The organism is Andreprevotia lacus DSM 23236, assembly GCF_900176275.1.
GTDB classification, from domain to species: Bacteria; Pseudomonadota; Gammaproteobacteria; order Burkholderiales; family Chitinibacteraceae; genus Andreprevotia; species Andreprevotia lacus.
In genome coordinates this window covers 53,058-77,462 of the sequence record NZ_FWXD01000020.1, presented here as the reverse complement: position 1 = coordinate 77,462, position 24,405 = coordinate 53,058, and the positions used below count along the sequence as shown (strand labels likewise).

Here is a 24,405-nt window from a genome sequence, read left to right as displayed (position 1 = left end):
GCCTGCCGGTCGTGACGGCCTTGCCGGATGGCTCTTACCTGAGCGTGATCTATCCCGATGACAAGGCAAGACGGCAGGACATGGATGGCATCCCGGTGCGGGTCATCGAGTACAGTTTGCCCAAGCTGGACGGCGCGGCCATACGCTATCGCCTGATGACGACGCTGTTGTCGGCCGAAGCGGCGCCGGCAGCCGAGCTGGCGGCGTGCTATCACGCACGCTGGCAGGTTGAAGCGGTGTTCGATGAGCTCAAGACCCATTTGCAGCAGGGGCGCAGGACGTTGCGCTCCAAGACGCCTGAGCTGGTCAGGCAGGAGTTTTATGGCTGGGTGCTGGCGCACTATGCGGTACGCTGGTTGATGCATCAGGTCGCCAGTGCGCACCGCAGTCGTCATGATGACCTTTCGTTCGTGGGACATGTGCAGTTGCTGCGGCGTACCCAACCCCGCTCCGGGGCCTTTCCCCCCAGGGCGGGCAGCCGCAAGACGCTGGTTTCGTGAGTGGCTGGCAGCGGGTGCGCGCTTGCGGGCGGTACGTACTGTGGGGCAGCGTGCACCCAGGCAGGTGAAGCGGCGAAATTCGCCATACGCGGCCCATGATCATTGCTACCCACGCAGGCGGCAGGGGGACTGGTCAGTACAGGTGCTGGGGCGGGAGGAGCGGAAATCCGGCTAACCAAACAGTATTGAGACCTGACCCCGGATTTTGCCGGATTTTGTGCATCGGTGAATACTTCGTACAGAAGTACGACGGCTGCTGGTTTGTGAACGACATCGCAACCTCGCAGAACTTTGCCCGCTATGTGGTGGGCGAATTCGTGCACCTCAACCACTCGGGCATATCGATTGATCCATTCGAGCTGGCCGCCGAATTCGTCAACACCCCCACCCCGCGCAACCTCACCAGCCTGCTGAACGAGGTGGATGACGAGCTGTCGCAGCTATAGCGCGCCACCCTTGCCCCAGCCCACAGATGCGTTCAAGCTGATTGCCACCATCCGCAATCGGGGCACATACATGACGGTACACAAGGCATGGCAAACAGCGGCAATCCTGATGCTGGCAGCGCTGGGCGCGCAGGCCGGCTGGCAGCCGATTGCCACCAGTGAAGACGGCGTGCAAACCGCCATCGATCCCGACCGGGTAGAGCGCAATGCCGATGGCGCGGTACAGGGCTGGTTGCTGCAAAGCTACCCGGCCGAGCGCACCATGAGCGACGATGCCGGCAAACCGGTGCGCTATCTCTCCAGCGCCATGCTGGTGCAAGGCCAGTGCGAGCAGAAAACGCTGGCCCTGCTGCGCGCCGGGCTGTATGCCGGCAAGAACGGCACCGGGCTGGAGGTCTACAAGCTGGATGAACACGCACCGGGCCACGCCGAGCTGGCTAAGCCGCGCCCGGTGAACAGTGGCGCAGCCTGGGCGCGCTATGCGCTGGCCAGCCTGTGCGTGCAGGCCCCCGGGCCGGATGTCACCTCACTGATCGACGCTGTGACCACCCTGGGCGAGCTGGACGGCCCGCTGCCGGGCGACGACGCCGGCTGGCAAGCCGTGCCCACCCCGCCCAGCGGCGACAAGATCGATATCGCCACCCGCAGCCTGCTGCGCGGCAGCAAGCCCGTCGCCTGGTTCCGCATCGTGCCCGCCACGCCGCTGGCGCTGCTGGGCAAGGGCTTCAGCGCGTTGGGGCCAGCCGGATCAGCGCTGATCCGCTACGAGGCCGACTGCAGCACCCAGCAACTGCGCGTGGCGCAAATTGCGCTGTTTGCCGCCAGCACGCCAGCCGGCAAACCGCTACTGCGCGCGCCTGATCTGCCGCCCGCCGCCGCCATGAAGCGCTTTGACGAGGGCGATACAGGCAAGACCATGCATGCACTGTTGTGCGGGCCGGGGTGAGGGGCTTGGTGGGGCTGAACTTGCAGAGCAAATGCAACGGTCATGGCAGCAAGCATGACGGATCGCCGTACGCCTGCGTATATTGGCCTTGGCTGAATCCAGCCTTGCACATTATCCAAACTCAGGAGTAACCCGGCATGGCAGCTGTCAACATTGGCGACGTCGTACAACTGAACTCGGGCGGGCCGAGCATGACGGTGCAGAGCACCGGCAAAGACCCCGACAATACCGATATCTTGCTGGCCACCTGCCAGTGGTTCTCGGGTGAACTGAAAGACCAGGTCTCGTCGGCGACCTTCCCGCAGCGCTCGCTGGTGGCCTTGCCGCAACCGGACTGATCGGCTAGGGCGGGGCAGACTGGCCCTGCCTTGGCCGAATAATCGCCAGCCGGGTGGCGCAGCCCCTCAATCAATCAAACCCTCAAACAACTTGGTCGACAAATACCGCTCGCCAAACGACGGAATGATCACCGCGATCAGCTTGCCGGCGTTTTCCGGGCGCTTTGCGATCTGGATGGCAGCCCAAGTGGCGGCGCCGGCCGAGATACCGCACAAAATGCCCTCTTGCGTGGCCATGGCGCGGGCGGTGGTGAAGGCGTCGTCGTTGCCCACGCGGATGATTTCGTCGCAGATTTGCGTGTTGAGCACGCCGGGTACAAAGCCTGCGCCTATGCCCTGAATGGGGTGCGGGCCCTTGGCGCCGCCGCTCAGCACCGGGCTGGCATCCGGTTCGACGGCAATGGCGCGGAAGGACGGCTTGCGTGCCTTGAGCACCTCGGCCACGCCGGTGATGGTGCCGCCGGTGCCCACGCCGGCCACCAGCATGTCGAGCTGGCCGTCGGTATCGCGCCATAGCTCTTCGGCTGTAGTGCGGCGGTGGATTTCCGGATTGGCCGGGTTCTCGAACTGCTGCGGCATGAAGTAGTTGGCGTGCTGCTCGCACAAGGCCTTGGCGCGGGCAATGGCGCCACCCATGCCGTCCGGCCCCGGCGTCAGCACCAGCTCGGCGCCATAACCGCGCAACAGCGCGCGGCGCTCGCGCGACATGGTCTCGGGCATGGTCAGCACCAGCTTGTAGCCGCGTGCGGCACACACCATGGCCAGACCAATGCCGGTATTGCCCGAGGTCGGCTCGACGATGACAGTATCCGGCCCGATGATGCCGGCCGCTTCGGCCGCGTCTATCATGCTGAGCGCAATGCGGTCCTTTACCGAATGGCTTGGGTTCATGTATTCCAGCTTGGCCACGATGGTGGCGGCGCAGCCGGCGCTGATGCGGTTCAGTTGCACCAGCGGGGTGTTGCCGATCAGGGCGGTGATGTCTTGGGCGATGTTCATGGCGGCTCTTGTACGGGCGAGGAATGGCCGGATTTTAGCGCGGGCGCCGCAACCGTTAGAATGAGTTCGATCAAACAAACGGCCGATACGCGATGAAGATATACAAGGTTGGCGGCGCCGTGCGCGACCGCCTGCTGGGCCTGCCGGTGCAGGATACCGACTGGGTGGTGGTGGGGGCGACGGCCGAACAGATGGTGGCGGCCGGCTACAAGCCGGTGGGCAAGGATTTTCCGGTGTTTTTGCACCCCAAAACGCACGAGGAGTACGCGCTGGCGCGCACCGAGCGCAAGAGCGGCCACGGCTACAAGGGCTTTACCGTGTATGCCGCGCCCGAAGTCACGCTGGAAGAAGACCTGGCGCGGCGCGACCTCACCATCAACGCCATGGCCGAGGCCGATGACGGCAGCGTGATCGACCCGTTTGGCGGCCAGGCCGATTTGCAGGCGCGGCTGTTCCGCCATGTGTCGGATGCCTTTGTCGAAGACCCGGTGCGCATTCTGCGGCTGGCGCGCTTTGCCGCGCGCTTCCAGTTTGGCGTGGCGCCCGAAACGATGGCGCTGATGCAGCAGATGGTGAGCGAGGGCGAAGTCGATCACCTGGTGGCCGAGCGCGTGTGGCAGGAAGTAGCGCGCGGGCTGATGGAGGCGCAGCCTTCGCACATGTTCAACGCGCTGCGCGATTGCGGCGCGCTGGCGCGCATCGCGCCCGAGGTGGATGCGCTGTGGGGCGTGCCGCAGCGCGCCGATTACCACCCCGAAGTCGATACCGGCGTGCACGTGATGCTGGTGGTCGATTACGCTGCCGCGCAGGGCATGCCGCTGCCGGTGCGCTTTGCCGCGCTGTGCCACGATCTGGGCAAGGCCACCACGCCGGCCGATATTTTGCCCGGCCACCACGGCCACGAGCCGCGCGGCGTGCCGCTGGTCGAGGCGCTGTGCGAGCGCTGGCGCGTGCCCGGCGATTGCCGCGATCTGGCGGTCATGGTCTGCCGCGACCACACCCACGTGCACCGCGCCCAAGAACTGCGCTCGGCCACCATCATGGATTTGTTCCTGCGCTGCGACGCGCTGCGCAAGCCCGAGCGCTTTCACCAGATGCTGGATGCCTGCATCGCCGACAAACGCGGCCGCACCGGCTTCGAGACCGCCGACTACCCGCAGGCCGACTTGCTGCGCCAGTTGCTGGCAGCCGCTGCCCGTGTGGATGCCGGCGCGATTGCGCAGGCTTGCAGTGACAAGGCGCAGATACCCGAGCGGGTACGCATTGCCCGTATTGCGGCGATAGAGGCGGCTCGCAAAAGCATGGCCGCCGAGTAAGCGCTACCCAAACCCTGCCGGCTGCGTTACGTGGCCATACGGCCGGGTTCTGTCAGCGTTTCGCATGCCTTGTTGGCACCGCTTCACCGGGCGTTGTTAGCGGTTCTCGCGGTGAACGATCTGTTTGTCAGCAGTGCGCTCTGGTTGCGCATCATTGCGCCTTTGTTCAGGCGGAGATCACCCCTTGCGCCGTTGCTTTCCGTATTTGTTACGTGCTGGAAATAATCGCGCATGCTTTGTTTGTTGTTTTTTCAGCAATATGCGCATTTGTCATTCTTTTTGTTAACTATTTCAGACAGTTGTCGGATACATTCTGCTGTGTTTGCTTGCTGCCCCATCAGCAGATGAACACGCCCTGATCCGGCACGAGCAAGCTGCTGGCAGGTAGTCCCTGGTTTGCCAAATCCATACCCATCTTTCAGGAAATCACCATGAAAAAGCAGTTTGCATTGCTTGTGCTGTTGCTGTGTGGCGTAGTGACCAATGCGTTTGCGCTCGAAGCGCGCTATTACGAACTGTCCAACTACACCCAGGTGGATGGCCCTTCCTATTGCGAAGCGGTCTGGCCGGGCTCCCACTACTTTGGCGTGCGCATGGGTTTTAACGGCAACTACTTCCTGGCGTGCCAGAAGTAACCGTCCGTTTACGGTTCATCAGCCTCGTTCGCCGTGCAGATTGGGTGTATCGCTGTTTTTGGGCGGCAGGGGCAACCGGTAAAGAAAAAGCCGCGCATTGCGCGGCTTTTTTGCGGGCAACAGCCAGATCACGCCGCAGCGCTGATCTTCACGTACTTGGCGTGCAGCTGTTCCTTGCTTTCGACGTTGTTCGGGTCGTGCGGAATGCAGTCCACCGGGCAGACCTGCTGGCACTGCGGCTCGTCGAAATGGCCTACGCACTCGGTGCACAGGTCGGGGTTGATTTCATAGATTTCCGCGCCTTGCGAGATGGCATGGTTTGGGCATTCCGGCTCACAAACGTCGCAGTTGATGCACTCGTCGGTAATGATGAGCGACATGAGTCACTTCCTTCCTGAATAAATACTTGATAAAACAGTTGATTAGCAGATTGGCTACATTGTCCCACGATCATGATGCGGGAACAATGTTGCAGCGCAGCGTCCGCGCGCTTCTGGAGCCGCCATTTGTCGGCCACCCCGCATCAAGCACCCGGCCAAGCCGGGTTCTCACCAGTGTGGATAGCGAAACAGCGGCCCTGCTATTCACTTGATCTCACTCCCCCCGCCCTCGCGGCTGCGAGGGAGCCTCGCTTTGCTCGTTCGTGGCACGAAGCTGCGTGGTATCAAATCAATGGCTTGGCTTGAACTCCGCGCTCACGCAACCCTGCGCAGCAGCGCATGCTTCACCGCGCCCGCCTTGCCCTCGCGCACCACGTCCCAACCGTCCAGTTCGGGCCAGCTGGCGCATTCGGCGTAGACCACGCCGCCGTCGTTCAGCCGCGCGGCGATCAGCGGCAGCACTTGCGCCAGCAGGTCGGTGGCGTAGGGCGGGTCGAGGAAGACCACGTCGAAGCGGTCGTTATTGCGCGCCAGCCAGGCCAGTGCATCGGCATGGATGAGTTCGACGCGATCGGCTTTCAGCAGCGCCTTGCTGGCTGCCAGTGCGGCATGCACCGGTTTGGCTTTTTCTACCAGCACCACCCGCGCGGCGTTGCGGCTGGCGGCCTCGAAGCCCAGTGCGCCGCTGCCGGCAAACAGGTCCAGCACGTACTGGCCGGTCAGGTCTTGCCCCAGCCAGTTGAACAGTGTTTCGCGCACCCGGTCGGGGGTGGGACGCAGACCTTCGCCGTCGGGAAAGCTGATCTGGCGGCGCTTGAAGTCGCCCCCGATGATGCGCACGGTATTGCGTACATTGCCGCCTTTCATTGGGCTGCTCCTTCTTTGGCCACCCCTTCCTTGGGGGCGCCGTCCTTCGCGGCCTCTGCCTTGGCCTCGCCGGTCTGGCCGCCCGAGATGACGATGGCGACTTGCTCTGGCTTCACCCAGCGTTGCCACGCGGCCTTCACGTCCTCGCGCGTGAGCTGGTCGACTGCCTTGGCAAAGTCATCCGGGTAGCTCAGCGGCAGCTGGTAATAACCGATGGTCGACAGCAATTCGAGCGTGGAGAGATTGCTCTCGGTCCAGAACGGCACGCGCTGGCGGAAATAGCTCTTGGCCGCCTGCAGTTCGGCATCAGACGGGCCATTGGCGACGAAATCAGCCAGCGTCTGCTTCATGACCGCCAGCACGTTGTTGGTCTGGTCCCGGCGGGTTTGCGCCACCAGCTGCAGCTCGCTGGACAGACGCAGCGACTCCAGCGTGCTGTACACCGAATAGGCCAGACCACGGTTGACGCGCACTTCCTGCATCAGCTTCGATTCCATGTCGCCGCCGCCCAGGATATGGTTGCCCACTTGCAGCGCCAGATAATCGGCGCTGCTGCGCGGCGGCAGCAGCAGGCCCAGGCGCAAGGTGCTTTGCGCGGCGTCTTCATGCTTGACGATGATCTGCTTGCCCGGTGATGCGGCCGGCAGCTTGGGCGCGTCCAGCGCGGCGGCCTTGTCGCCCTTGGGCAGGTATTCCACCACCTCGTTGACGATGCGCTCGGCCTCGGGCCGGCTGATATTGCCGACGATGGAGAATACCGCGTTGCTGGCGATGTAGTGCTTGCGCTGGAAACGCAGCACGTCGCGGTTGCTCAGGTCGTCGACGGTATCGGCGCCGATCACGTCGGCATTGGCATAGGGGTGTTCGCCGTACAGAAGCTTGGCCAAGGTGGCCACGCTGCCCTTGTTGCGCTTGCCGTAGTCGGCTTCCAGCCGGTCGGTCCAGCTGCTGCGCCGCCAGTCGTGAAAGCGGTAGGGGAAGTTGGCGTCGCCCAGTTGCTTGCGCAGGATGCCCACCGCCGCTTCTTTCTGGCTGCTGAGCACGCGCAGATACACGCTGGCGCGGTCGGCCTCGCTGCTGCTGCCAAACTGGGCGCCGATGGCGCGCAATTTCTCGTTCGGCGTCAACAGTTCGCCATCGTTGCCGGTGAATTCATAGTCGAGCAGCTCGCTGGCGACAAACTGCGCCAGCCCGGCCTGCTTGCGCTCGGCGCGGTCCTCGCCGGCATCAAAGTCGATCTTGACGTCGACCATGGGCTGCGCAGCAGTGCTCACCAGATAAACACGCGCGCCTTGTTTGGTGGTCCAGCTCTCGATTTGCGGGCCGGCCCAGCTGGGGGCGGCCACGCAGGCGAGCAGGGTGAAGAGTGTTTTCAGTGTGGTCATGCGTGTCGGGTTCTGTCTTGTCACGGTCGCGCCGCTCATGTGCAGCGGCGCAGCTACCCCGCTGTGCGGGTATTGGGTGCATGCCTGCAACGAAGCGCTGTGGCTGGGCAAGCGATCATCGGTCATGGATTGCCCCGTGTGTTTTCGCTGCGCGCGGGGTGGGCTGCAGGATGCCGACGGTGGCTGTTTCTTCTTTCAGCCAGGCATCGGCGGCGTTGACGATATCGCGCAGGGTGACCTTGTCGATGCCGGCCTGCAGATCGGCATAGGCATCGGGCGGAAAGCCGTACAGCGCGTTCTGACCCATGGCGGTGGTGCGCGCCAGCATGTCGTCGCTGGCAAACACGGTCGCGGCGGCCCAGCTCACCTTGCCGTGGCGCAGGTATTCTTCATGCAGCGTGAAGTTGCGCAGGATGGAGGCCTCGCGCAGCAGCGCGCTCACCAGGCCGTCGATTGATTCACCCTTGCGCGGCGTGGCGGTAAAGACGAACTCGCTGAAGCCACGGCTCATGCCGTTGTAGCTCACGTCCCAGTCATCCAGCCGGCGCGCCAGGTTTTCGTCGACATTGTTCGGATCGCGGTCCAGCAATCGGGCCAGCAGCATCAGTGCATAGGCTTCCTTGTTGGGCTTGCCCGGCTGCAACGCCGGCACGCGCCATTGCATCACCACGATGGGGCGGTCGGCCGGCACCGGGATGGTCTTTTTCTGCAGCGCGGTTTGCACCGGCTCTTGCAGCGCATCGAGGTTTGCGCGCTCGGGCAAGCTGCGGCGGGCGATCTTGCCAAAGGCGCGCTTCACTTCGGCCAGCGCTGCCTGCGGGTCGACATCGCCCACGATGACCACGCTGGCGTTGTTGGGGGCGTACCAGCTCTGGTACCAGTTGCGCGCATCGGCCAGCGTGATCTTGGCAAAGTCGTCCGGCCAGCCCAGCACCGGGTTGCGGTAGGGGTGTACGGCCAGCGTGGCGGCGTTGAGCTTTTCGTCAAACTCGCCAAAGCTGTTGTCGTCCACGCGCCAGCGGCGTTCTTCCTCGACCACCGATTTTTCCAGCGTGAACGCTTTCTCGTCGAACGACAGGTGCTGCATGCGGTCGGCTTCGATATCCAGCGTGCGCGCCAGATGCTGCACAGGCACCTTGCTGTAGTAATAGGTGTAGTCGCGCGTGGTAAAGGCGTTGTCGCTGCCGCCCAGCTGGCCCATGGTCTGCGAATAGCCCTTGCCGGGCAGCGTGGGCGTACCCTTGAACATCATGTGCTCGACCAGGTGCGAGATGCCGGTCTTGCCGGCCGGCTCGTCGATGCCGCCGACGCGATACCACAGCTGGATGGCGGCAATCGGCGCGCGGCTGTCTTGCTGGATGATGACGCGCAGGCCGTTGTCGAGCGTGGTGTCGAGCAGGCCATCGGCCGCTTGGGCGGCGCTGGCCAGCAGCATCGTGCCTGAGAACAGTGCTGCAGCGAGGGTGGATTTGAGAAGCATGCGATCCAGTTTCGAGTGTGCATTTGGCAGTTTGCGTGGGCAAAGGGCCGCCAAATGTTAGAATTTTGCCGGGCATCGATTTTCCGCCATTCTGGAGCCCGCGCATATCCATCATGTTCAGTTTCTTCCGTAAAAAAGACGCCCCGGCGACCCCCGCACCAGCCACTGCCGACGTTGCACCGGTCCACGCACCATCGCCGATCGAGCCGCCGGTTGCGACGCCGGTCGAGGCGGCTGCATCCGCGCCTGCCGCAGTCGTTGCGCCTGCAGCCCCGGCCGATGTTGCCGCGACGGCAGTAGCAGCGACCTCGGCCCCGGTCACCGATGTGATTGCCGAGCCGCAAGCCAAGCCCGCCCTGTCGTGGACCGAGCGCCTGAAAGCCGGCCTGGCCAAAACGCGCGACAAGCTGGGCAAGGGGCTGGCCGGCCTGTTTGGCGGCGGCCAGATCGACGAAGATCTGTATGAAGAGCTGGAAACCGTGCTGCTGACCGCCGACATGGGCGTGGATGCCACCCAGCATTTGTTGAAGGACGTGCGCGAGCGCGTGTCGCTGCGCGGCCTGAAAGACAGCGCCGAGCTCAAGGGCGCGCTCAAGGAATCGCTCAAGGATTTGATCAGCCCGCTGCAGCTGCCGCTCGATGTCTCCGGCCACAAGCCGTTCATTTTGATGGTGGCGGGTGTGAACGGCGCCGGCAAGACCACCAGCATCGGCAAGCTGGCCAAGTATTTTCAATCGCAGGGCAAGAGCGTGCTGCTGGCTGCCGGCGATACCTTCCGTGCTGCCGCGCGCGAGCAACTGGTGGTGTGGGGCCAGCGCAACGGCGTGCAGGTGATTGCACAGGATTCGGGCGATGCTGCTGCCGTTGCCTTTGATGCGGTCAACGCGGCCAAGGCGCGTGGCATTGATGTGATCATTGTCGACACCGCTGGCCGCCTGCCGACGCAGCTGCATCTGATGGACGAAATCCGCAAGGTGAAGCGCGTGGTGCAAAAGGCCGACGAAACCGGCCCGCACGAGGTGCTGCTGGTGCTGGACGCCAACACCGGCCAGAACGCCATCAACCAGGTGAAGGCGTTTGACGACGCACTGGGCCTGACTGGCCTGGTGCTGACCAAGCTCGATGGCACCGCCAAGGGTGGCGTGATTGCCGGCATTGCCAAGCAACGCCCGGTGCCGCTGCGCTTTATCGGCGTGGGCGAGGGCATCGACGACCTGCGGCCGTTCGATACTGCCGCCTATGTTGACGCGCTGTTCGAGTAAAGGGACGCCATGATCCAGTTTCAGCAAGTCACCAAGCGCTATCCCGGTGGTTTCGAGGCGGTGAAGAACCTCAGCTTCGAGATCCAGTCGGGCGAGCTGCTGTTCCTTGCCGGCCACTCTGGCGCCGGCAAATCGACCCTGCTGAAGCTGATTGCCGGCATCGAAAAGCCCACCGCCGGCGCGGTGCTGGTGAACGGGCAGAATGTGGCGCGGCTGTCGCGCACCAGCCTGCCCTATGTGCGCCGCCATTTCGGGCTGATCTTTCAGGATCACAAGATCCTGTTCGACCGCAATGTGTACGAGAACGTCAAGCTGCCGCTGGACATCACCGGCTTCAACGGCATGGAGGCCAAGCGCCGCGTGCTGGCCGCGCTGGACAAGGTCGGGCTGTCGGGCAAGGAAAAGCTCAACCCGATTTCGCTGTCGGGGGGCGAGCAGCAGCGGTTGTGCATTGCCCGCGCCGTGGTGCACCGCCCGGCCATCCTGCTGGCCGACGAGCCGACCGCCAATCTGGACCGCGACAACGCGCACGATATCCTCGAGCTGTTCAAATCCTTCCACCAGGTGGGGGTTACGCTGGTAATTTCCGCCCACGACGAAACGCTGATGGCCGATTACGGCCGCCGCATCCTGCGCCTGAAAAACGGCCAGTTCACCGCCTGACCGGAGACGACACATGAAGCACTGGTTGCGCCTGCACGGTCTGGCCATCGCCCGCACCATCAAGGCGCTGCTGCGCCACCCGTTCTCCAACGGCATGAATCTGCTGGTGATCGGCATTGCCGGCGCTTTTCCGCTGGCGCTGTACATGGTGATCAGCAGCGTGGCCGGCGTGGCGCAAAAGCTGCCGGTAGAGCCACAGATTTCGGTGTTCCTCAAGACCGATGCCCCGGCCGAGGCCGGCCAGTCACTATATAAACAACTGCAGGGCCATACCGAGCTGCAGCAGGTGCGCTTTGTGCCGCGCGATCAGGCGCTGAAAGACATGCAAAGCGCCGTCGGTGTCGACGACCTGCTGGCCGGGCTGGACAACAACCCGCTGCCCGACGCCATCGTGCTCAAGGCCAAACTGAGCACGCCGGCATTGCAGCTGGAGCGGCTACAGAAAGAGCTGGCCGCCAACCCCATCGTGGATAGTGCGCAGCTCGATTCGGCTTGGGCGCAGCGACTACAGCATTTGTTGAGCCTGGGGCAGACCCTGTTGCAGGCGGTGGTGGTGCTGCTGGCCGTGGCGCTGGTGCTGCTGACCGGCAACGCCATCCGCATGCAGATCCTTACCCGGCATGACGAAATCGAAGTGGCCAAGCTGATTGGCGCCACCGATGCCTTCATCCGCCGGCCGTTCTTTTACTTTGCACTCAGCCAGGGCCTGCTGGGCGGGTTGATTGCCTGCGGCATCGTTGCCGGCGGCATTTACTGGCTGAACCCGGCCGTGGCCGACCTGGCGCACGCCTATGGGCAACAATTCACACTGCAGCTGCCCGGCCCGCTGGAAGCGGGCGTGGTGTGCGGCGTGACTTTGCTGCTGTGCAGCAGCGGCGCCTGGCTGGCGGTGCGCAAGCACCTGCGCAAGTTTCACTGAACGCTGAGTGCAAGCCCGCGGCGGTGGCCGCAAAGCCATGGCTGGCAAGGCTTGTCGGCGGAGGGCGTGGATCAAATCCCTGTACCGGGCAGGGTTTTTTCCAGCCACGTGCATGATCGTGATTGCCTGTAACTATCGTGTGCATAGCAACAATTGCCATGCAGAAAGTCCTGTCTCGTGCTTGAATCAGGGAACTGATAAATGCATTAGCACTCCAACGTTCAGAGTGCTAACATCAACAACGTTGCTGCCGATCGCGGCAACGATGGCCTGCCTGGCAGGCTTGCGAACAGGAGTGAACAATGGGAACAAGTTTGGCCCTGCCGGTTCTCACCGCCGGCGACAGCATAGAAAGCTATATCCAGCGCGTGAACGCAGTCCCCATGCTCACGCCGGAAGAAGAGGTTGACCTGGCGACGCGCTTTCGCGAGCAGGAAGACCTTGAAGCCGCGCGCCAGCTGGTGCTCTCGCATCTGCGCGTAGTGGTATCGATTGCCCGTGGCTACAACGGTTACGGTCTGCCGCATGCCGATCTGATCCAGGAAGGCAATATCGGCCTGATGAAGGCGGTAAAGCGTTTCGAGCCTGATCGCGGCGTGCGCCTGTTCTCGTTTGCCGTGCACTGGATCAAGGCTGAAATCCACGAATACATCCTGCGCAACTGGCGTCTGGTCCGTGTGGCCACCACCAAGGCGCAGCGCAAGCTCTTCTTCAACCTGCGCTCGATGAAGACCGGCTTTGCCGCGCTCACCCAGGCCCAGGCCAAAGAGATCGCCGACGATCTCGGCGTGAAGCCCGAAGAAGTGCTGGAAATGGAAACCCGCATGAGCGGCCAGGACGTGGCGCTGATGGCCGACGATGGCGACGACGAAGGCTACGCCCCGATCGACTGGCTGGCCGACCATGACAACGAGCCGGTTAGAACGCTGGAGCGCCGCGCCATCGACCGCCTGCAGTCCGAGGGGCTGGAAGGCGCGCTGGACACGCTGGACCCGCGCAGCCGTCGCATCGTGGAAACCCGCTGGCTGGCCGACGACGGCGAAGCCCTCACGCTGCACGAACTGGCTGCAGAATACAATGTATCCGCCGAGCGCATTCGCCAGATCGAAGTGAAGGCGCTGCAGAAAATGAAGCTGGCACTGCTGCCGGCTTGATGGTGCTTGTGTAGGCGTGAAAAAGGGCATCGTGAGATGCCCTTTTTTTATTGTGTCGCAACAGACTTCTGCAGCTGCGGTGAGCGCCGAATCGAAAAGTGTGCGGTGCGGCGTAGCATGGCATGCTGCGCCTGTGATGGGCCCGACACAAAAAACTAACGCTGTTGACGCATTCTTGGTAAGCGTGTTGTTATGTGTTTTTCGTGTTCGCGACAGGAAGATACGCGCGTGGCCTGCAACCCCAACTTTCAAGAATTTTTCGATGCCTATATCCCGCTGATTCGCCCCATGGCGCGCAATCTCGCAACCAACGAGGATTTTTTGCTGGCCCTCGTTGCGTTTGAAGATACATGGGGCAGGGATGAGCATAATAAGCTGCTGCACAATATTTTCGGGCTGACGAAAGCAGGCGGCCGGAACCTGCATTTTCCGACTTACCAAGCATGCATCGACTATTTCACGACAAAATACAAACAACACTTCTACGGCGTTTCGACGCTGCAAGACTGGATCGCCGGCATGAAAAAAGTGCCCTACAACACGGTCAACCCCGTTTACTACATCAAGTTCACCAACACCTACCTTTCCGTGGTCAAGCATAAAGGCGAGTGCGCAGTAAAATGAAAACGCTGCTGCTGGTATTCATGCTCGTGATTTCTGCAGCCTGCTTTTCTGCCCCGATTTCAAATTGGGAGAAACAGAAAACCAGCCATGCGCAGATCAGGAAAGGCGCGTATATCAACCAGCACTACGGGCTGGTGGTGCAGCAGGTGCCCGGCATCAGGATGTATGTCGACAAGCCACCTGCACCGAATCATGGCGCATTGTTCATCATTGCGGAAAAACGCATGATGGATGTGTTCGTCTCGGCCGAAGACCCGGACACGGACAGCGCCGCGCAGGTGGTGGATCAATTGCTGGCCGTGCCGGGTACCAGATTGATCGGAAAACGCGAGCCGGCCAGACTGGGCAATGTGCCAGCCGATCAGGTGGCCTATCTCACTGCAGAAGGCGAGCCGCGCCGCTCGGTGGTGTATTTCGACAAAACGGCGCAGTTATCCTATACGGCAACGCTGTATTCCGATGTTGCGCATTTTGCCGAGGACGCAAGCGTGTTTGCTGCCTTGCTGCAGCGCATCACCATTGCCCATCGCGATTAGCCGCGTACCTGGTGATGGTTGGCTTGTGATGGAAAGGGCACTGAAAAATGCCCTTTTTATTGGGCCGGCAGATGGGGCAGGGAAAATCAGGCCCGTGCCGGATTTTGCCGTGCTGCGGCCACGGCATGGGCCAGCGTGCTGCCTGCCGGCGTGACCTGCACCTGCATGAGGATGCCGGGCGAGAAGGTAAACAGGTTGGTGGTATTCGTTGCGTTCGAACGAACATGCTCGTCCGGAATCGCGTTGGCATCGGTGGCCAGCGCTGCCGGATTGCTCAAGGCAACATAGTGTTTGATCGAGACAGCCTGGCTTTTAACCGCCGTATCGCATTGGTCTATATCGTCGATGACCGACTTCATGTTGTTGATCTGCGGATTGTCCGAAGCCGTGCTTGCACTGGCGATGGAAACAATCGGCTGCCTGACCAGTGCGTTCACGCTGCTGTGTATCGTCAGCGTGGCATACAGGGTTTTGTTGTCCGCACTCAAAGCCAGTGCAGTCACACTATATTGGCCGGCGGTGTTGCCTTGCGTGACGGGTGTGGCAAATATGCCGTCGGTCAATACGATGGAGGATGCCAAACCGGGTGTCGCCCAAGTGGCTTTGCCGGCCAGGGTAAACTGGATCTGGAAGGTCTGGTCTTGCACGCGTGCATCAATGTCGCCCGAAAAACGATAGGCAACACTGGGTATGCGCAAGGTCTGTGCATCGGATGTGATGGATTCACGTGCGAGGGTCATATATGCCGACTGGGCCTGACCCGCAAAGCTGTTGCTAGCGGTGATGACAGCAAATGCGCCAGCGATAAGACGTGCAATGCGTTGCGAGTTCACGATTTTATGTGGTCCTTAAGGCTGCAATTCCGGACATTGGGCCGATTGTATTCCGGGTATCAGTGGGGCACCTGCAGGTGAGGCCCTGTCGCCCCAACATCCCTCGGCACGCCATTATGCCAAAAGCACATACAACATACGAATCACGCAAATCCGGTGTCAGTTATTGCACATGGGGGCTGTATGCACCGATTGCCGGTTGACCGGTTAGGTGTGCCGGGTCGAGGTTTGCCAAGCGCATGAAAAAGGGCACCGAAGATGCCCTCGTGCTGCTGCTGTGCTGTCCGCTTGTGCACTGCCGCGGGCGCGATCAAAACAGCATCAAAGTGCCCGATCCTGCCTGGCGGCGATCACTGCTGCATAGGCGGCCAGCTTGTCGGCAACCGGCGTCGCTTGCACCTCGATGAAGATACCGGGCGAGAAGGTCAGTATTGCGCTGGTATTGGTTGCGGCGGCACGCGTGTGCTCGTCCGGTATGGCGGTTGCATTGGTGGCCAGCGCCGCCGGGTTGCTCAGGGCAACATAGTGTTTGAACGATACCTGCAGGCTCTTGGTCCTGGTGTCGCACTGGTCGAGGCCATCAATCACCGTTTTCAGATGATTGATTTGCGGGTTGTCTGCCGCAGTGGCCGAACCGGCGATGCCCACCACCGGCTGCTTGACGAGCGCGTTTGTACCGCTGTGGACGGTGATCGTGGCAAACACCGTTTTGTAGTCGGCGCTCAGGCCCAGCGCCACAACGCTGTACTGGCCGGCAGCGCTGCCCTGGCTTACTGGCTGGCCGGTTACACCATCGTTCATGACGATGCTGGCGCCCAGACCCGGCGTTGCCCAGGTGGCCTGGCTACCCAGCGTGAATTGAATCTGCAAGGTCTGGTCTTGCAGGCGCGCGTCGATATCGCCGATGAAACGATAGCTCATCTGTGGTGACGTTAGCGTTTGCGCGTCAGATGTGATGGATTCGCGAGCAATCCACGTATTGGAAGACTGAATCTGGCCTGCCAAGCTGCAGCTGGCTGCGATAGTGATGAATGTACCTGCAACAAGGCGCGATACGAGTGTTGGCTTCACAATGAGTAGGTCCTTGAAAGCAGTGATCACAAGCGCCGGGGCTGGTTGCAGTTTGAGTCACAGTGGGGGGCGCTGGCGCCATGCCCCCGCAGCGCGCCATTATGCCAAAAGCAGGTACAAAGCACGAATCGCGCAAATCCAGTGTCAGGCTTGGCGTATTGCGTTGCATCAGCCGCGCGCGCATGTGGCAGTGTGAACCACTGTGCCTGCTGGCCCCTTGTTCGCCAGCGGCATGAAAAAAGGCATCTAAAGATGCCCTTGCCGGGTGGCGGCATTCTCCCGCTTGCGCAAGGAAGCGCGGGCGTTTAGAGCCGCTAACAAAACCCTGCTGGCGGCGTTACGCTCACTTGCCGTACGCCTTGTACTGTCTGCGTTTCGCGTGCCTTGCCAGCACCGCTTCACTGGGTTTTGTTAGCGGCTCTTAATGCCGCATCAAAGCACCTGATCCTGCCGGGCTGCGATCAGTTCGGCATAGGCGGCCAGCTTGCCGGCTGCTGGCGTGGCTTCTACCTGCATGAAAATGCCGGGCGAGAAGGTCAGCAACGAGCCGGTATTGGTTGCGGCGGCACGTACGTGTTCGTCCGGCACGGCGGTCGCATCGGTGGCCAGCGCGGCCGGGTTGCTCAGGGCAATATAGTGCTTGAACGAGACCTGCAGGCTCTTGGTCCTGGTGTCGCACTGATCGAGGCCATCGATCACCGTTTTCAGATGATTGATTTGCGGGTTGTCCGCCGCAGTGGCCGAACCGGCGATGGCCAGCACGGGCTGCTTGACGAGCACGTTTGTGCCGCTGTGGACGGTGATCGTGGCAAACATCGTTTTGTAGTCGGCACTCAGGCCCAGCGCCACAACACTGTACTGGCCGGCAGCGCTGCCCTGGCTTACTGGCTGGCCGGTTACACCATCGTTCATGACGATGCTGGCGGCCAGACCCGGTGTTGCCCAGGTGGCCTGGCTACCCAGCGTGAATTGAATCTGGATGGTCTGGTCTTGCAGGCGCGCGTCGATATCGCCGATGAAAATGTAGCCTACCTTGGGCGCAGTGACCGCTTGTGCATCCGTCGTGATGGATTCGCGTGCGATCCAACCCAGGCCAGACACAATCTGACCCGCCATGCTGCAGCTTGCAGCGACGGTGAGAAATGCACCTGCAACAAGGCGCGATACGAGTTTGGGCTTCACGATGGGTCGGTCCTTGAAAGCGGTGATGACGAACGCCGGGGCTGATCGCATGCTTGCAGCCTGTGACGGATGCGAACGGGCATGCGACGCCACGCCTTTCATGCCTGGGCAGCGCATTATGCCAAAAGCCCGCACGGAGTACGAACGATAAGGCCGCCGCCGGCCAACTTGCGTGCAATGGTGCTGGCAAGGCATGCGAAACGCAGGCCGCACAAGGTGAACCGCCGGTGAGCGTAACGTGGCCTGCCGGGCAGTGGCTCTGGTGGCCCCGCCAGCCTTGCGCCGGCCGGCTGAACGTTGCTTTGCCGCATGCCCGGCGCCCCGACAAGATCGGAAAATATTTTTCCAAAAATCAAATTACTGGCGGTGATTTGCAAATTTCTTTCAGAAATAAGCATTTTCTAATGTCATTTGTAACAATAATCTTTTAAGCTTCGCCCGCACTTCTTAAGGAATTAGAAAGGAGTGTCGGTCGCTGCTGCCATCCTGGCAACGGCGCGCCGCTCTACATCAAGAGCCGCCACCTTGAGCTGGCCGGCTGCGCCTCACCGCGTAGCCAGGCTGGCCCTGTTGCTCGGTTAGGCCCTGATTCGGCGGCTCTCAATCAATGGAAACGACTGTGAAACAAACTACAAAAATCAGCTTCTTGATTGCATCGCTGTTTGCCGGCCTGGCATGCGGCGGCAACGTCCATGCCGCCAGCGTGCAAGACGGCCAGCAACAAACTGCCACGGCCGAGCAATACCCGGCCTGGAATGCCGGCACCGTGTATACCGCCGGCAGCCGTGTCACCTTCAATGGCTCGGTGTTCGAGGCCAAATGGTGGACGCAGAACGAGCAGCCAACCGGCACCGAAGGCAATTCATGGAAGCTGCTGGGCTCGCTGCAGCCACCGGTGGCTACCTTTTATGAAGGCATCGATTACACCGGCTACGGCGTCGGCTTGCCGGTGGGCAGCTATACCAAGGCCGATCTGTTGGCGCGCGGCATCAAGGACAACGACCTGAGTTCGCTCAAGGTCACCAATGGCTATGTGGCGCTGCTGTTTGATGCCGAAACCCCGATCGCCGGCAGTGGCCGCATCATGTATGCCACCTCCGACCGCGCCAATTTCTTTGCCGACAACTTCAACGATGTGCCCAGCAGCATCCGCATCGTCAAGAAAAGCGATGCCGGCACCGGCACTGCGCCGGCAGGGTTTCACGGCACCGTGGGTTCGCCCACGCGCATCAACCTGAGCTGGGCCAAGGCCCCGGGCGACGAAATCTACGTGGTCGAGCAGCTGGTCAATGGCAGCTATCAAGAGGTGCAAAGCACGCTCATCAACCAGAGCTACGCCATCCTCAACAACCTCACCCCGGGCACCGCCTATACCTTCCGCGTGTCTGCCATCAACGGCAATGGCAAAACACTGGCCACCGCGCCCATCACGCTGACCACCTGGGCAGCCAGCAATACGGGCGGCTGGGATCACTTCCGCGCGCCCAATATCGTGGTGACCGACAAGGCTGTGGGCAGCGCTGGTTCCCAGCTCGTCAACCGTGTCATGCCCAACTTGTCCAAGCTGATCGCCGATCAGATGCTGGACATCAACCGCGTGATCTACTTCAACGAAAACGACCAGATCAACCTGTTTACCGACATCAGCTTCGAACTTGACCCGGACGGCTACCCCGGCTGGAAATCGGGCGAACCGCCGGTCATCAACATGGGGATGAGCGCCGCGCATCTGGTCAATTTCTACAACGGCAATGGGCAAAGCGACGCAGCGCTGGTCAATGAAGTCATCGGCGTGATTGCGCACGAGGGCACGCACGGCTATCAATACACGCCGCGCAACGCCAGCGCCAACAATGAAGGCAGCGCGTTTGTGGAAGGCTTGGCCGACTACGTGCGCATCGAGCTGGGCCTGCACCCTGCCGCTGTTCGCCGCCCGGGGGCGCTTTACAATGCCGGCTATTCGGAAACCGGCTTCTTCATCAAGTGGCTGACCGATACCAAAGATCCCAACTTTGCCCGCAAGCTGAACGCCAGCGCGCGCGACATGCAAAACTGGAGCTGGGACGCCGCGCTGCGCCAGATCCTGGGCCAGGGGCTGAGCGTGCTGTGGGCCGAGTATCAGGCCAGCATCTAAGCGGTTGATCCGGGTCTGACCCGTGCCGTGTTTGCCGAAGCTGGGCGAACACGGCACGGGCCGGCCGTATCAAGCAGAAAAGGGCGCCGCGAGGCGCCTGTTACCCGATGGCGCGTACTTCAGCACAAGCTGTGCGCCACGGTGCAGATGCCGCTTGCAAAATGCCAGCTTCGAACAGGGCGTGTGCATTTTGCATTTTCCAGCCACATCGGCCGAGCCCGCGACAGCCTTGCTGGCAACTGCTACGCTTGTCATTTCTGCTCGATGACCTGGATATATCGCATGGAAAACGCGCCGCTTGCGTTGTCTGGAAGAATTCGCCCGGAAGACCCCCGGCGCATTCGGGCATTTCGGGAAAAAACGGCAGGGCTGGATTGGGCTCCCTCGCAAGCCGAACAATCATTAAACACGCTCTTCGCTGCGGTTGACGATCTTGCAGAGGCAGAGGTTCTTTACTATTTCCGTCGCCGGGTCACCCGTGCATGGATTTCCGGCATTACCCGCTTCGGCGCATGGCTATTCGGGACCGTAGGCTTGCTGCTCCCGCTGCTGCCAGGAGGCCCTGGAGAATTCTTTGAGGGCTGGCAGCACTATGGATATGTGTCTCTCGTGACTTCGGCAAGCTTTCTGGCCGCCAATTCACTATTTGGCGGCACGGAGGGGCATATCCGGTTCGTATCGACCCAGCTCGAACTCGAGAAACTCATTACCGCATCGCGTGTTGGCTGGTGCAAGTATCGATCTGGCCAGCATGAAACCGACGCCCCTCTGACAGAGGGGTTCGGCATCATCCTTGCCTATGCCACTTCGCTGCACGCCGCCACCATCGGGGAAACGGGCCGTTGGGGGCAGACACTGTTGTCGGAGCTGGCTGCATATCAGAAATCGATCAAGACCAATCAAAGCCCGTCTTGACACGAGGGGCCGCGCCCATCGAGCGTCGGCCAATTCACATTGCTCGACCAGGCCCGGATGATGATGTTTTTGCGTTTTACGACGCAGGGTTGCCGAACACGCCGGGGGCAGATCAAGCCCCTTGTGCCGTGTTTTTGGTGCATGCCTCTGCATTCTTTATTCAAATGGCCATGCCGGGATTCAATCCCTCTGCAATCAAGTCTGCGGGCATGTTGGAAAAATAGAAGTTCAGCCATACGTTTTTGATAGGAGTTTTTATGAAATTGGGTAAATACCTGCTTTTTTGTACGGCTGCACTTTTGTGTTTTTCCCTTTCATCCTGGGCGCAAGGCAATGAGATGGCATTGCGCACCGATTTGGGCGAAACCATCGCCATGGTCCCCGTGGATGAAAATTTCATGGGCATGAAAACAAAGCTTGAAACCACCGTGTTCAAGCCCAAAGGTGACGGGCCGTTTCCGCTGCTGGTCATCAATGGTGGCAAGCAAAAGGGAAATCCTGCATTTCAGCCCAGAAACCGCTATACGATCCTGGTGCAGGAATTTCTGAAACGAGGGTATGCGGTTGCCCTGCCAATGCCGCGCGGATTCAGCAAGTCGGATGGCACCTTCAACCAGCCCAGCTGTGCGGTTCTGGCCACTGCCGAACAGCAAGGCAAGGACCTGGCCGAGTCAATCAGGTTTCTGCGCAAACTGCCCTACATCGATCAAGACAAGATTGTCGTGGCCGGGCATTCCTTTGGCGGGTTTTCCACGCTGGCCATGGCATCTGAAGCAGTGCCGGGGGTGCGTTTGGTGCTGAACTTCTCCGGTGGTGTCCGCTTTGATGATTGCAATTGGGAGGGTGCGCTGGTTGACGCTGCGGAAAAAGTCGGCGCGAGCGCGAAACTCGATTCAATCTGGCTCTATCCGGAAAATGACAAGATATTCCCCCCGGATATCGTCCGGAAAATGCATGCCGCCTATAGCAAAGGCCCCAAGAAGCCCGAGCTTGTGGTGCTTGAAAAATTTCGCGACGATGGACACATGCTGTTTGGCTCGCTCGAGGGATTCGACAAATACTGGTGGCCAGTTGTCGAGCGCAAATTGGCTGCATTGTCTCTGCCGACCAAAGAAGCCTATCCGGAGTATGGTTATAAAAAGCTGACCGGCAGCGGTTATGCGGCGCTCAATGATTTTTCAAAGCTGCCTGAATATGCCGTATCGGCATGCAAAGAAAAATACAAGCAATACGTATCTACCGCGGCGTCTCCGCGTGCTTTTGCATTTTCAGAGGGCGGCGGGTGCGGATTTGCTTCTGACTACGACGATCCACAGGCATGGGCGATGTACTATTGCCAGGCAAACTCAAAAGGCAAGCCCTGCCATCTCTATCTGGCCGATGACCAGGTCGTTTGGCCAGGCAGCACCCAGGCGCCGTGATAAAAGGGCGGCAGCTGGCACTGGGGGTGTTGAAATTGAGGGAGGTTCTGGATTTTGCGCCAAGCTAAATCCGAAGCATGGCGCAGACTGGGGCCATTGGGCCGCCCAGGACCTCAAGCCCTGCGCGCTATTTCCGGGCCAAATCGGTAGCCCCACAGCAGTATGCGCATCAGTTCGCCAAAGTCGTTGCCTGCGGCATACAGGCGCTCGTCCGGGTCGGTGAAAATATAGTAGCGCTCGCCCGCCCCGGCAAAGAGCATCATGTGGTCATGATGCGCGCAGGCAAACTGGCAGACCTCGCCGATTGCAGGCTGCCACGGCGCAAGGAAGCCGGATGGAAGCACGGGGACGGCGGCAAGAAAACGCACGTCACCTGCCGCTTGTTCGACGCCAGGGCCACAGCTGCCTACGCAAAGCCCGTTGAACTCGTCAACAATATGCCGTGCGGCATCGGCTGCGCTCAGTGCAGTATGGCCGCCGGCATGCCAGGCAGCAGAAGGCCGCCAGCCCGCGGTGCGAAAAAGAGGGATGATCAGTTCAGGCAGTGCCAGCATCGGCGGGGTATCCAGTGCTATGTCATGGTGCCGCGTGCCGCGTGCCGCGTGCCGCATGGCGCGCTGCGATGAGCGGATGATGAATCACGCCCCATCAAGTGCCGCTTGCGCGGCGAGGTGAACGTCCTCGGCCACATCTTGTGGTGTTGGGGCGTGGGCCAGCCGGGCCAATTCGTCGCCGAGCATGAGCCGGGCTGGCGTGGCAAGCTGCGTTGCCAGGTGCTCGATGCACGTACGCTTCCACGCGCCGTCGCTGCCGCGCAATACGTCCAGCAGATGGGGCACGACGGGCTCGCCCACCGTAGCCAGCAGCCGGGCAAGTGGCAGGGCCACCGGCCAGTTCGGGTCTTGAAGCCATTCCAGCAAGCCCGGCAGGGCGGGCGCAATGGCTGGATAGCCCAAGTGCGATAGCGCGTCCACGCCTGCCATATCGTGTTTGTCCTGGATGATCATGCTGTGCCTGCTTGCCTTGGGGGAGGTGGGGCGATTCGCCTTGCCTGCACCCGTTACCGAATAAACCAGCCCTGATTTTAGCGACAGCTGCGCGCGGGTGGCTGCTTTGGCAAGATTACACGGCCGCGCCAGCCAGCCATTGCCTGACCCAGGCATGGCGGGCCAGCGCGGGCGTCATGTGCTGCAGTGCGTGCATGAACGCATCGCTGGCGTTTTGCAGCATCTGCTCAAGATCGGCGCGTGCGATTGTCATGCTGGCCGGCGCGGCTTGCCAGGCAGTCCAGCTGGTGCAGGTGGCCAGATACAGCTTGCCCATGGGCGTGAATGAAATCGTGCGCTCAATGCCCTGTTCGTAAAAATCCAGGCCAGCGCCGGTACCTTGGCGCACCGCGCTCAGCACTGCCGGCAACTGCTCAAGAAAGACCGGCAGATCGGTTGGCACATCAAGCGGCCAGCGTGCCTCGCCAAAGCCGGAAACCAGAAAATCGCCTTGCGTCCCGATTGTCCGGCACACATCCACCAGCATGGAACGAATGTCATCCAGATCGGGATCGTAGGTGCGCGCTGACATGCGCGGCACTGCGTGAAGGTGTAGTTTGATCTGCATGGGGAGTCGGTGCGGTCTGCCGCCGGGTATACGGCAAAATCGAGGATCAGGCTTGGTATTTTGCCTCGTTCCAACGGGGCAGGAAGGCAAAATACAAGACTTGACCGTCAATGTGTTTGCTCAATATGTTCGAAACACAGGCAGGACAAGGCGTACGGCAAGTGAGCGTAACGCGGCCAGCCGGGTTTTGTTCGCGGCTCTAAACCCAGACATCATTCTGCGCGGTATAGGCGCCACCCGCCTCACCGGTGTTGACCACCCCGCGTGGCTCCACCAGCATGATGCAGCATTCCTGTTCCGCCGACGGTCTGTGTTCCACGCCCTTGGGCACGACATACATTTCCCCGGCGGCCAGAGCGACGGTTTTGTCCCTGAACTCGATCTGCATTGCGCCGGCCAGCACGATGAACACCTCGTCGGTATCCGCATGCGCATGCCAGACGAACTCGCCCTGAATCTTGGCGAGCTTGAACTGGTAGTCATTCATTTCGGCGATCACGCGGGGTGACCAGTGATCCGCAAAGCGGGCCAGTTTGTCCTGCAAATTGATGGCTGGTTCTGACATGGGGCCCTGCCGTGAGTCGTTAACAAAACCCTGCTGGCGGCGTTACGCGCACTTGCCGCGCGGTTTGGGGCATCCAAGCTTGATCTGGTTGGCGCGCCAAGCCTAGTGATTTTTCATCGCCAAATCAGTTGATTGGCAGCAGGAAAGCCGGGGTCAGTCTTGGCGTTTTGCGTGGTTCCAGCGGGGTGGGGATGCAAAATACAAGACCTGTCCCTGAATT

The 24,405-nt window shown here is 61.1% G+C and carries 27 protein-coding genes; 15 read left to right on the top strand and 12 right to left on the bottom strand.

The genetic code is table 11. The features are described 5' to 3' along the window. The 4 genes from B9A19_RS15670 to B9A19_RS15655 all read left to right on the top strand — a co-directional run. A partial coding sequence (locus tag B9A19_RS15670; RefSeq protein ID WP_139798901.1) for a transposase occupies positions 1-500 on the top strand: 500 nt, incomplete at its 5' end. 263 nt (positions 501-763) lie between these two features. Beyond that, a complete protein-coding gene (locus tag B9A19_RS15665; RefSeq protein WP_139798900.1) occupies positions 764-946 on the top strand; it encodes a hypothetical protein in 183 nt (60 codons plus the stop codon). After that, positions 924-1,892 carry a surface-adhesin E family protein gene (locus B9A19_RS15660; protein ID WP_139798899.1) on the top strand — a complete coding sequence of 323 codons (969 nt, stop codon included), beginning with the start codon at positions 924-926 and terminating at the stop codon, positions 1,890-1,892. Before B9A19_RS15665 ends, B9A19_RS15660 begins: the two co-directional genes overlap by 23 nt. Positions 1,893-2,029: 137 nt before the next feature. Next, complete coding sequence (locus B9A19_RS15655) at positions 2,030-2,230, top strand: YodC family protein (RefSeq protein ID WP_084091915.1); 201 nt, start codon at positions 2,030-2,032, stop codon at positions 2,228-2,230. Between the two features lie 66 nt (positions 2,231-2,296). On the opposite strand, the gene cysK is transcribed toward B9A19_RS15655, so the two are convergent. Beyond that, the gene (gene cysK, locus B9A19_RS15650) at positions 2,297-3,229 is read right to left on the bottom strand and encodes a cysteine synthase A (protein WP_084091913.1); all 933 of its coding nucleotides are present in this window, start codon (positions 3,227-3,229) and stop codon (positions 2,297-2,299) included. A 92-nt stretch (positions 3,230-3,321) separates the two neighbouring features. Here cysK and B9A19_RS15645 point away from each other — a divergent pair, with 92 nt between their 5' ends. Further along, positions 3,322-4,545 (top strand): multifunctional CCA addition/repair protein, encoded by a 1,224-nt coding sequence (locus tag B9A19_RS15645; RefSeq protein WP_084091911.1) that lies wholly within the window; start codon positions 3,322-3,324, stop codon positions 4,543-4,545. A gap of 431 nt (positions 4,546-4,976) precedes the next feature. Further along, complete coding sequence (locus tag B9A19_RS15640; protein ID WP_084091909.1) at positions 4,977-5,180, top strand: hypothetical protein; 204 nt, start codon at positions 4,977-4,979, stop codon at positions 5,178-5,180. 128 nt (positions 5,181-5,308) lie between these two features. Here the strand turns inward: B9A19_RS15640 and B9A19_RS15635 are convergent, their stop codons facing one another. The 4 genes from B9A19_RS15635 to B9A19_RS15620 all read right to left on the bottom strand — a co-directional run bounded on the left by B9A19_RS15635 (position 5,309) and on the right by B9A19_RS15620 (position 9,292). After that, entirely contained in the window at positions 5,309-5,560 is a 252-nt protein-coding gene (locus tag B9A19_RS15635; protein ID WP_084091907.1) for a YfhL family 4Fe-4S dicluster ferredoxin, read from the bottom strand. A 315-nt stretch (positions 5,561-5,875) separates the two neighbouring features. Continuing rightward, complete coding sequence (rsmD, locus tag B9A19_RS15630; protein ID WP_084091905.1) at positions 5,876-6,427, bottom strand: 16S rRNA (guanine(966)-N(2))-methyltransferase RsmD; 552 nt, start codon at positions 6,425-6,427, stop codon at positions 5,876-5,878. After that, positions 6,424-7,938: a M16 family metallopeptidase gene (locus B9A19_RS15625; RefSeq protein WP_084091903.1), complete on the bottom strand. Its 1,515-nt coding sequence runs from the start codon at positions 7,936-7,938 to the stop codon at positions 6,424-6,426. The genes rsmD and B9A19_RS15625 overlap by 4 nt, the downstream gene beginning before the upstream one ends. After that, positions 7,928-9,292 (bottom strand): M16 family metallopeptidase, encoded by a 1,365-nt coding sequence (locus B9A19_RS15620; protein WP_084091901.1) that lies wholly within the window; start codon positions 9,290-9,292, stop codon positions 7,928-7,930. The genes B9A19_RS15625 and B9A19_RS15620 overlap by 11 nt, the downstream gene beginning before the upstream one ends. A 113-nt stretch (positions 9,293-9,405) precedes the next feature. Between B9A19_RS15620 and ftsY the strand changes: the two genes are divergently transcribed. The 6 genes from ftsY to B9A19_RS15595 all read left to right on the top strand — a co-directional run bounded on the left by ftsY (position 9,406) and on the right by B9A19_RS15595 (position 14,450). Then, on the top strand, positions 9,406-10,554 hold the full coding sequence (gene ftsY / locus B9A19_RS22215; protein ID WP_139798898.1) for a signal recognition particle-docking protein FtsY: 1,149 nt from the start codon (positions 9,406-9,408) through the stop codon (positions 10,552-10,554). Between the two features lie 9 nt (positions 10,555-10,563). Continuing rightward, on the top strand, positions 10,564-11,217 hold the full coding sequence (ftsE, locus tag B9A19_RS22210) for a cell division ATP-binding protein FtsE (protein ID WP_139798897.1): 654 nt from the start codon (positions 10,564-10,566) through the stop codon (positions 11,215-11,217). A gap of 13 nt (positions 11,218-11,230) precedes the next feature. Beyond that, a complete protein-coding gene (ftsX, locus tag B9A19_RS15610; protein WP_084091899.1) occupies positions 11,231-12,136 on the top strand; it encodes a permease-like cell division protein FtsX in 906 nt (301 codons plus the stop codon). 302 nt (positions 12,137-12,438) lie between these two features. Beyond that, positions 12,439-13,290, top strand: a complete 852-nt coding sequence (rpoH, locus tag B9A19_RS15605; RefSeq protein ID WP_084091896.1) for an RNA polymerase sigma factor RpoH — start codon at positions 12,439-12,441, stop codon at positions 13,288-13,290. A gap of 228 nt (positions 13,291-13,518) precedes the next feature. Next, positions 13,519-13,914, top strand: a complete 396-nt coding sequence (locus B9A19_RS15600) for a hypothetical protein (protein ID WP_084091894.1) — start codon at positions 13,519-13,521, stop codon at positions 13,912-13,914. Then, positions 13,911-14,450 carry a hypothetical protein gene (locus B9A19_RS15595; RefSeq protein WP_084091892.1) on the top strand — a complete coding sequence of 180 codons (540 nt, stop codon included), beginning with the start codon at positions 13,911-13,913 and terminating at the stop codon, positions 14,448-14,450. Before B9A19_RS15600 ends, B9A19_RS15595 begins: the two co-directional genes overlap by 4 nt. Before the next feature lie 86 nt (positions 14,451-14,536). On the opposite strand, the gene B9A19_RS15590 is transcribed toward B9A19_RS15595, so the two are convergent. The 3 genes from B9A19_RS15590 to B9A19_RS15580 all read right to left on the bottom strand — a co-directional run bounded on the left by B9A19_RS15590 (position 14,537) and on the right by B9A19_RS15580 (position 17,536). Then, positions 14,537-15,190 (bottom strand): hypothetical protein, encoded by a 654-nt coding sequence (locus B9A19_RS15590; RefSeq protein WP_139798896.1) that lies wholly within the window; start codon positions 15,188-15,190, stop codon positions 14,537-14,539. Between the two features lie 414 nt (positions 15,191-15,604). Continuing rightward, positions 15,605-16,204, bottom strand: coding sequence for a hypothetical protein (locus tag B9A19_RS15585; RefSeq protein WP_084091888.1), 600 nt, complete (start codon positions 16,202-16,204; stop codon positions 15,605-15,607). Between the two features lie 582 nt (positions 16,205-16,786). Continuing rightward, positions 16,787-17,536 carry a hypothetical protein gene (locus B9A19_RS15580; RefSeq protein ID WP_139798895.1) on the bottom strand — a complete coding sequence of 250 codons (750 nt, stop codon included), beginning with the start codon at positions 17,534-17,536 and terminating at the stop codon, positions 16,787-16,789. A gap of 619 nt (positions 17,537-18,155) precedes the next feature. Between B9A19_RS15580 and B9A19_RS15575 the strand changes: the two genes are divergently transcribed. The 3 genes from B9A19_RS15575 (at position 18,156) to B9A19_RS15565 (ending at position 22,006) form a co-directional block, all read left to right on the top strand. Continuing rightward, complete coding sequence (locus B9A19_RS15575) at positions 18,156-19,670, top strand: basic secretory protein-like protein (RefSeq protein WP_245804356.1); 1,515 nt, start codon at positions 18,156-18,158, stop codon at positions 19,668-19,670. A gap of 282 nt (positions 19,671-19,952) precedes the next feature. Next, positions 19,953-20,585, top strand: a complete 633-nt coding sequence (locus B9A19_RS15570; RefSeq protein ID WP_176216964.1) for an SLATT domain-containing protein — start codon at positions 19,953-19,955, stop codon at positions 20,583-20,585. A 257-nt stretch (positions 20,586-20,842) separates the two neighbouring features. After that, positions 20,843-22,006, top strand: a complete 1,164-nt coding sequence (locus B9A19_RS15565) for an alpha/beta hydrolase family protein (RefSeq protein WP_084091880.1) — start codon at positions 20,843-20,845, stop codon at positions 22,004-22,006. A gap of 113 nt (positions 22,007-22,119) precedes the next feature. On the opposite strand, the gene B9A19_RS15560 is transcribed toward B9A19_RS15565, so the two are convergent. From B9A19_RS15560 to B9A19_RS15545, 4 genes are all read right to left on the bottom strand, one after another. Next, a complete protein-coding gene (locus tag B9A19_RS15560) occupies positions 22,120-22,560 on the bottom strand; it encodes a hypothetical protein (RefSeq protein ID WP_139798893.1) in 441 nt (146 codons plus the stop codon). Between the two features lie 84 nt (positions 22,561-22,644). Then, positions 22,645-23,013, bottom strand: coding sequence for a DUF5071 domain-containing protein (locus tag B9A19_RS15555; protein WP_139798892.1), 369 nt, complete (start codon positions 23,011-23,013; stop codon positions 22,645-22,647). Positions 23,014-23,128: 115 nt separating this feature from the next. Continuing rightward, positions 23,129-23,584: a hypothetical protein gene (locus B9A19_RS15550; protein WP_084091875.1), complete on the bottom strand. Its 456-nt coding sequence runs from the start codon at positions 23,582-23,584 to the stop codon at positions 23,129-23,131. Between the two features lie 235 nt (positions 23,585-23,819). After that, the gene (locus B9A19_RS15545) at positions 23,820-24,185 is read right to left on the bottom strand and encodes a cupin domain-containing protein (protein ID WP_084091873.1); all 366 of its coding nucleotides are present in this window, start codon (positions 24,183-24,185) and stop codon (positions 23,820-23,822) included. Positions 24,186-24,405: the final 220 nt, after the last annotated feature.

Coding starts and splice junctions, on each gene's coding strand:
- B9A19_RS15660 (WP_139798899.1), top strand. CDS start 924: ATGACGAGCTGTCGCAGCTATAGCGCGCCACCCTTGCCCCAGCCCACA.
- B9A19_RS15655 (WP_084091915.1), top strand. CDS start 2,030: ATGGCAGCTGTCAACATTGGCGACGTCGTACAACTGAACTCGGGCGGG.
- cysK (WP_084091913.1), bottom strand. CDS start 3,229: ATGAACATCGCCCAAGACATCACCGCCCTGATCGGCAACACCCCGCTG.
- B9A19_RS15645 (WP_084091911.1), top strand. CDS start 3,322: ATGAAGATATACAAGGTTGGCGGCGCCGTGCGCGACCGCCTGCTGGGC.
- B9A19_RS15640 (WP_084091909.1), top strand. CDS start 4,977: ATGAAAAAGCAGTTTGCATTGCTTGTGCTGTTGCTGTGTGGCGTAGTG.
- B9A19_RS15635 (WP_084091907.1), bottom strand. CDS start 5,560: ATGTCGCTCATCATTACCGACGAGTGCATCAACTGCGACGTTTGTGAG.
- rsmD (WP_084091905.1), bottom strand. CDS start 6,427: ATGAAAGGCGGCAATGTACGCAATACCGTGCGCATCATCGGGGGCGAC.
- B9A19_RS15625 (WP_084091903.1), bottom strand. CDS start 7,938: ATGACCGATGATCGCTTGCCCAGCCACAGCGCTTCGTTGCAGGCATGC.
- B9A19_RS15620 (WP_084091901.1), bottom strand. CDS start 9,292: ATGCTTCTCAAATCCACCCTCGCTGCAGCACTGTTCTCAGGCACGATG.
- ftsY (WP_139798898.1), top strand. CDS start 9,406: ATGTTCAGTTTCTTCCGTAAAAAAGACGCCCCGGCGACCCCCGCACCA.
- ftsE (WP_139798897.1), top strand. CDS start 10,564: ATGATCCAGTTTCAGCAAGTCACCAAGCGCTATCCCGGTGGTTTCGAG.
- ftsX (WP_084091899.1), top strand. CDS start 11,231: ATGAAGCACTGGTTGCGCCTGCACGGTCTGGCCATCGCCCGCACCATC.
- rpoH (WP_084091896.1), top strand. CDS start 12,439: ATGGGAACAAGTTTGGCCCTGCCGGTTCTCACCGCCGGCGACAGCATA.
- B9A19_RS15595 (WP_084091892.1), top strand. CDS start 13,911: ATGAAAACGCTGCTGCTGGTATTCATGCTCGTGATTTCTGCAGCCTGC.
- B9A19_RS15590 (WP_139798896.1), bottom strand. CDS start 15,190: ATGACCCTCGCACGTGAATCCATCACATCCGATGCACAGACCTTGCGC.
- B9A19_RS15585 (WP_084091888.1), bottom strand. CDS start 16,204: ATGAGCTATCGTTTCATCGGCGATATCGACGCGCGCCTGCAAGACCAG.
- B9A19_RS15570 (WP_176216964.1), top strand. CDS start 19,953: ATGGAAAACGCGCCGCTTGCGTTGTCTGGAAGAATTCGCCCGGAAGAC.
- B9A19_RS15565 (WP_084091880.1), top strand. CDS start 20,843: ATGAAATTGGGTAAATACCTGCTTTTTTGTACGGCTGCACTTTTGTGT.
- B9A19_RS15560 (WP_139798893.1), bottom strand. CDS start 22,560: ATGCTGGCACTGCCTGAACTGATCATCCCTCTTTTTCGCACCGCGGGC.
- B9A19_RS15555 (WP_139798892.1), bottom strand. CDS start 23,013: ATGATCATCCAGGACAAACACGATATGGCAGGCGTGGACGCGCTATCG.
- B9A19_RS15550 (WP_084091875.1), bottom strand. CDS start 23,584: ATGTCAGCGCGCACCTACGATCCCGATCTGGATGACATTCGTTCCATG.
- B9A19_RS15545 (WP_084091873.1), bottom strand. CDS start 24,185: ATGTCAGAACCAGCCATCAATTTGCAGGACAAACTGGCCCGCTTTGCG.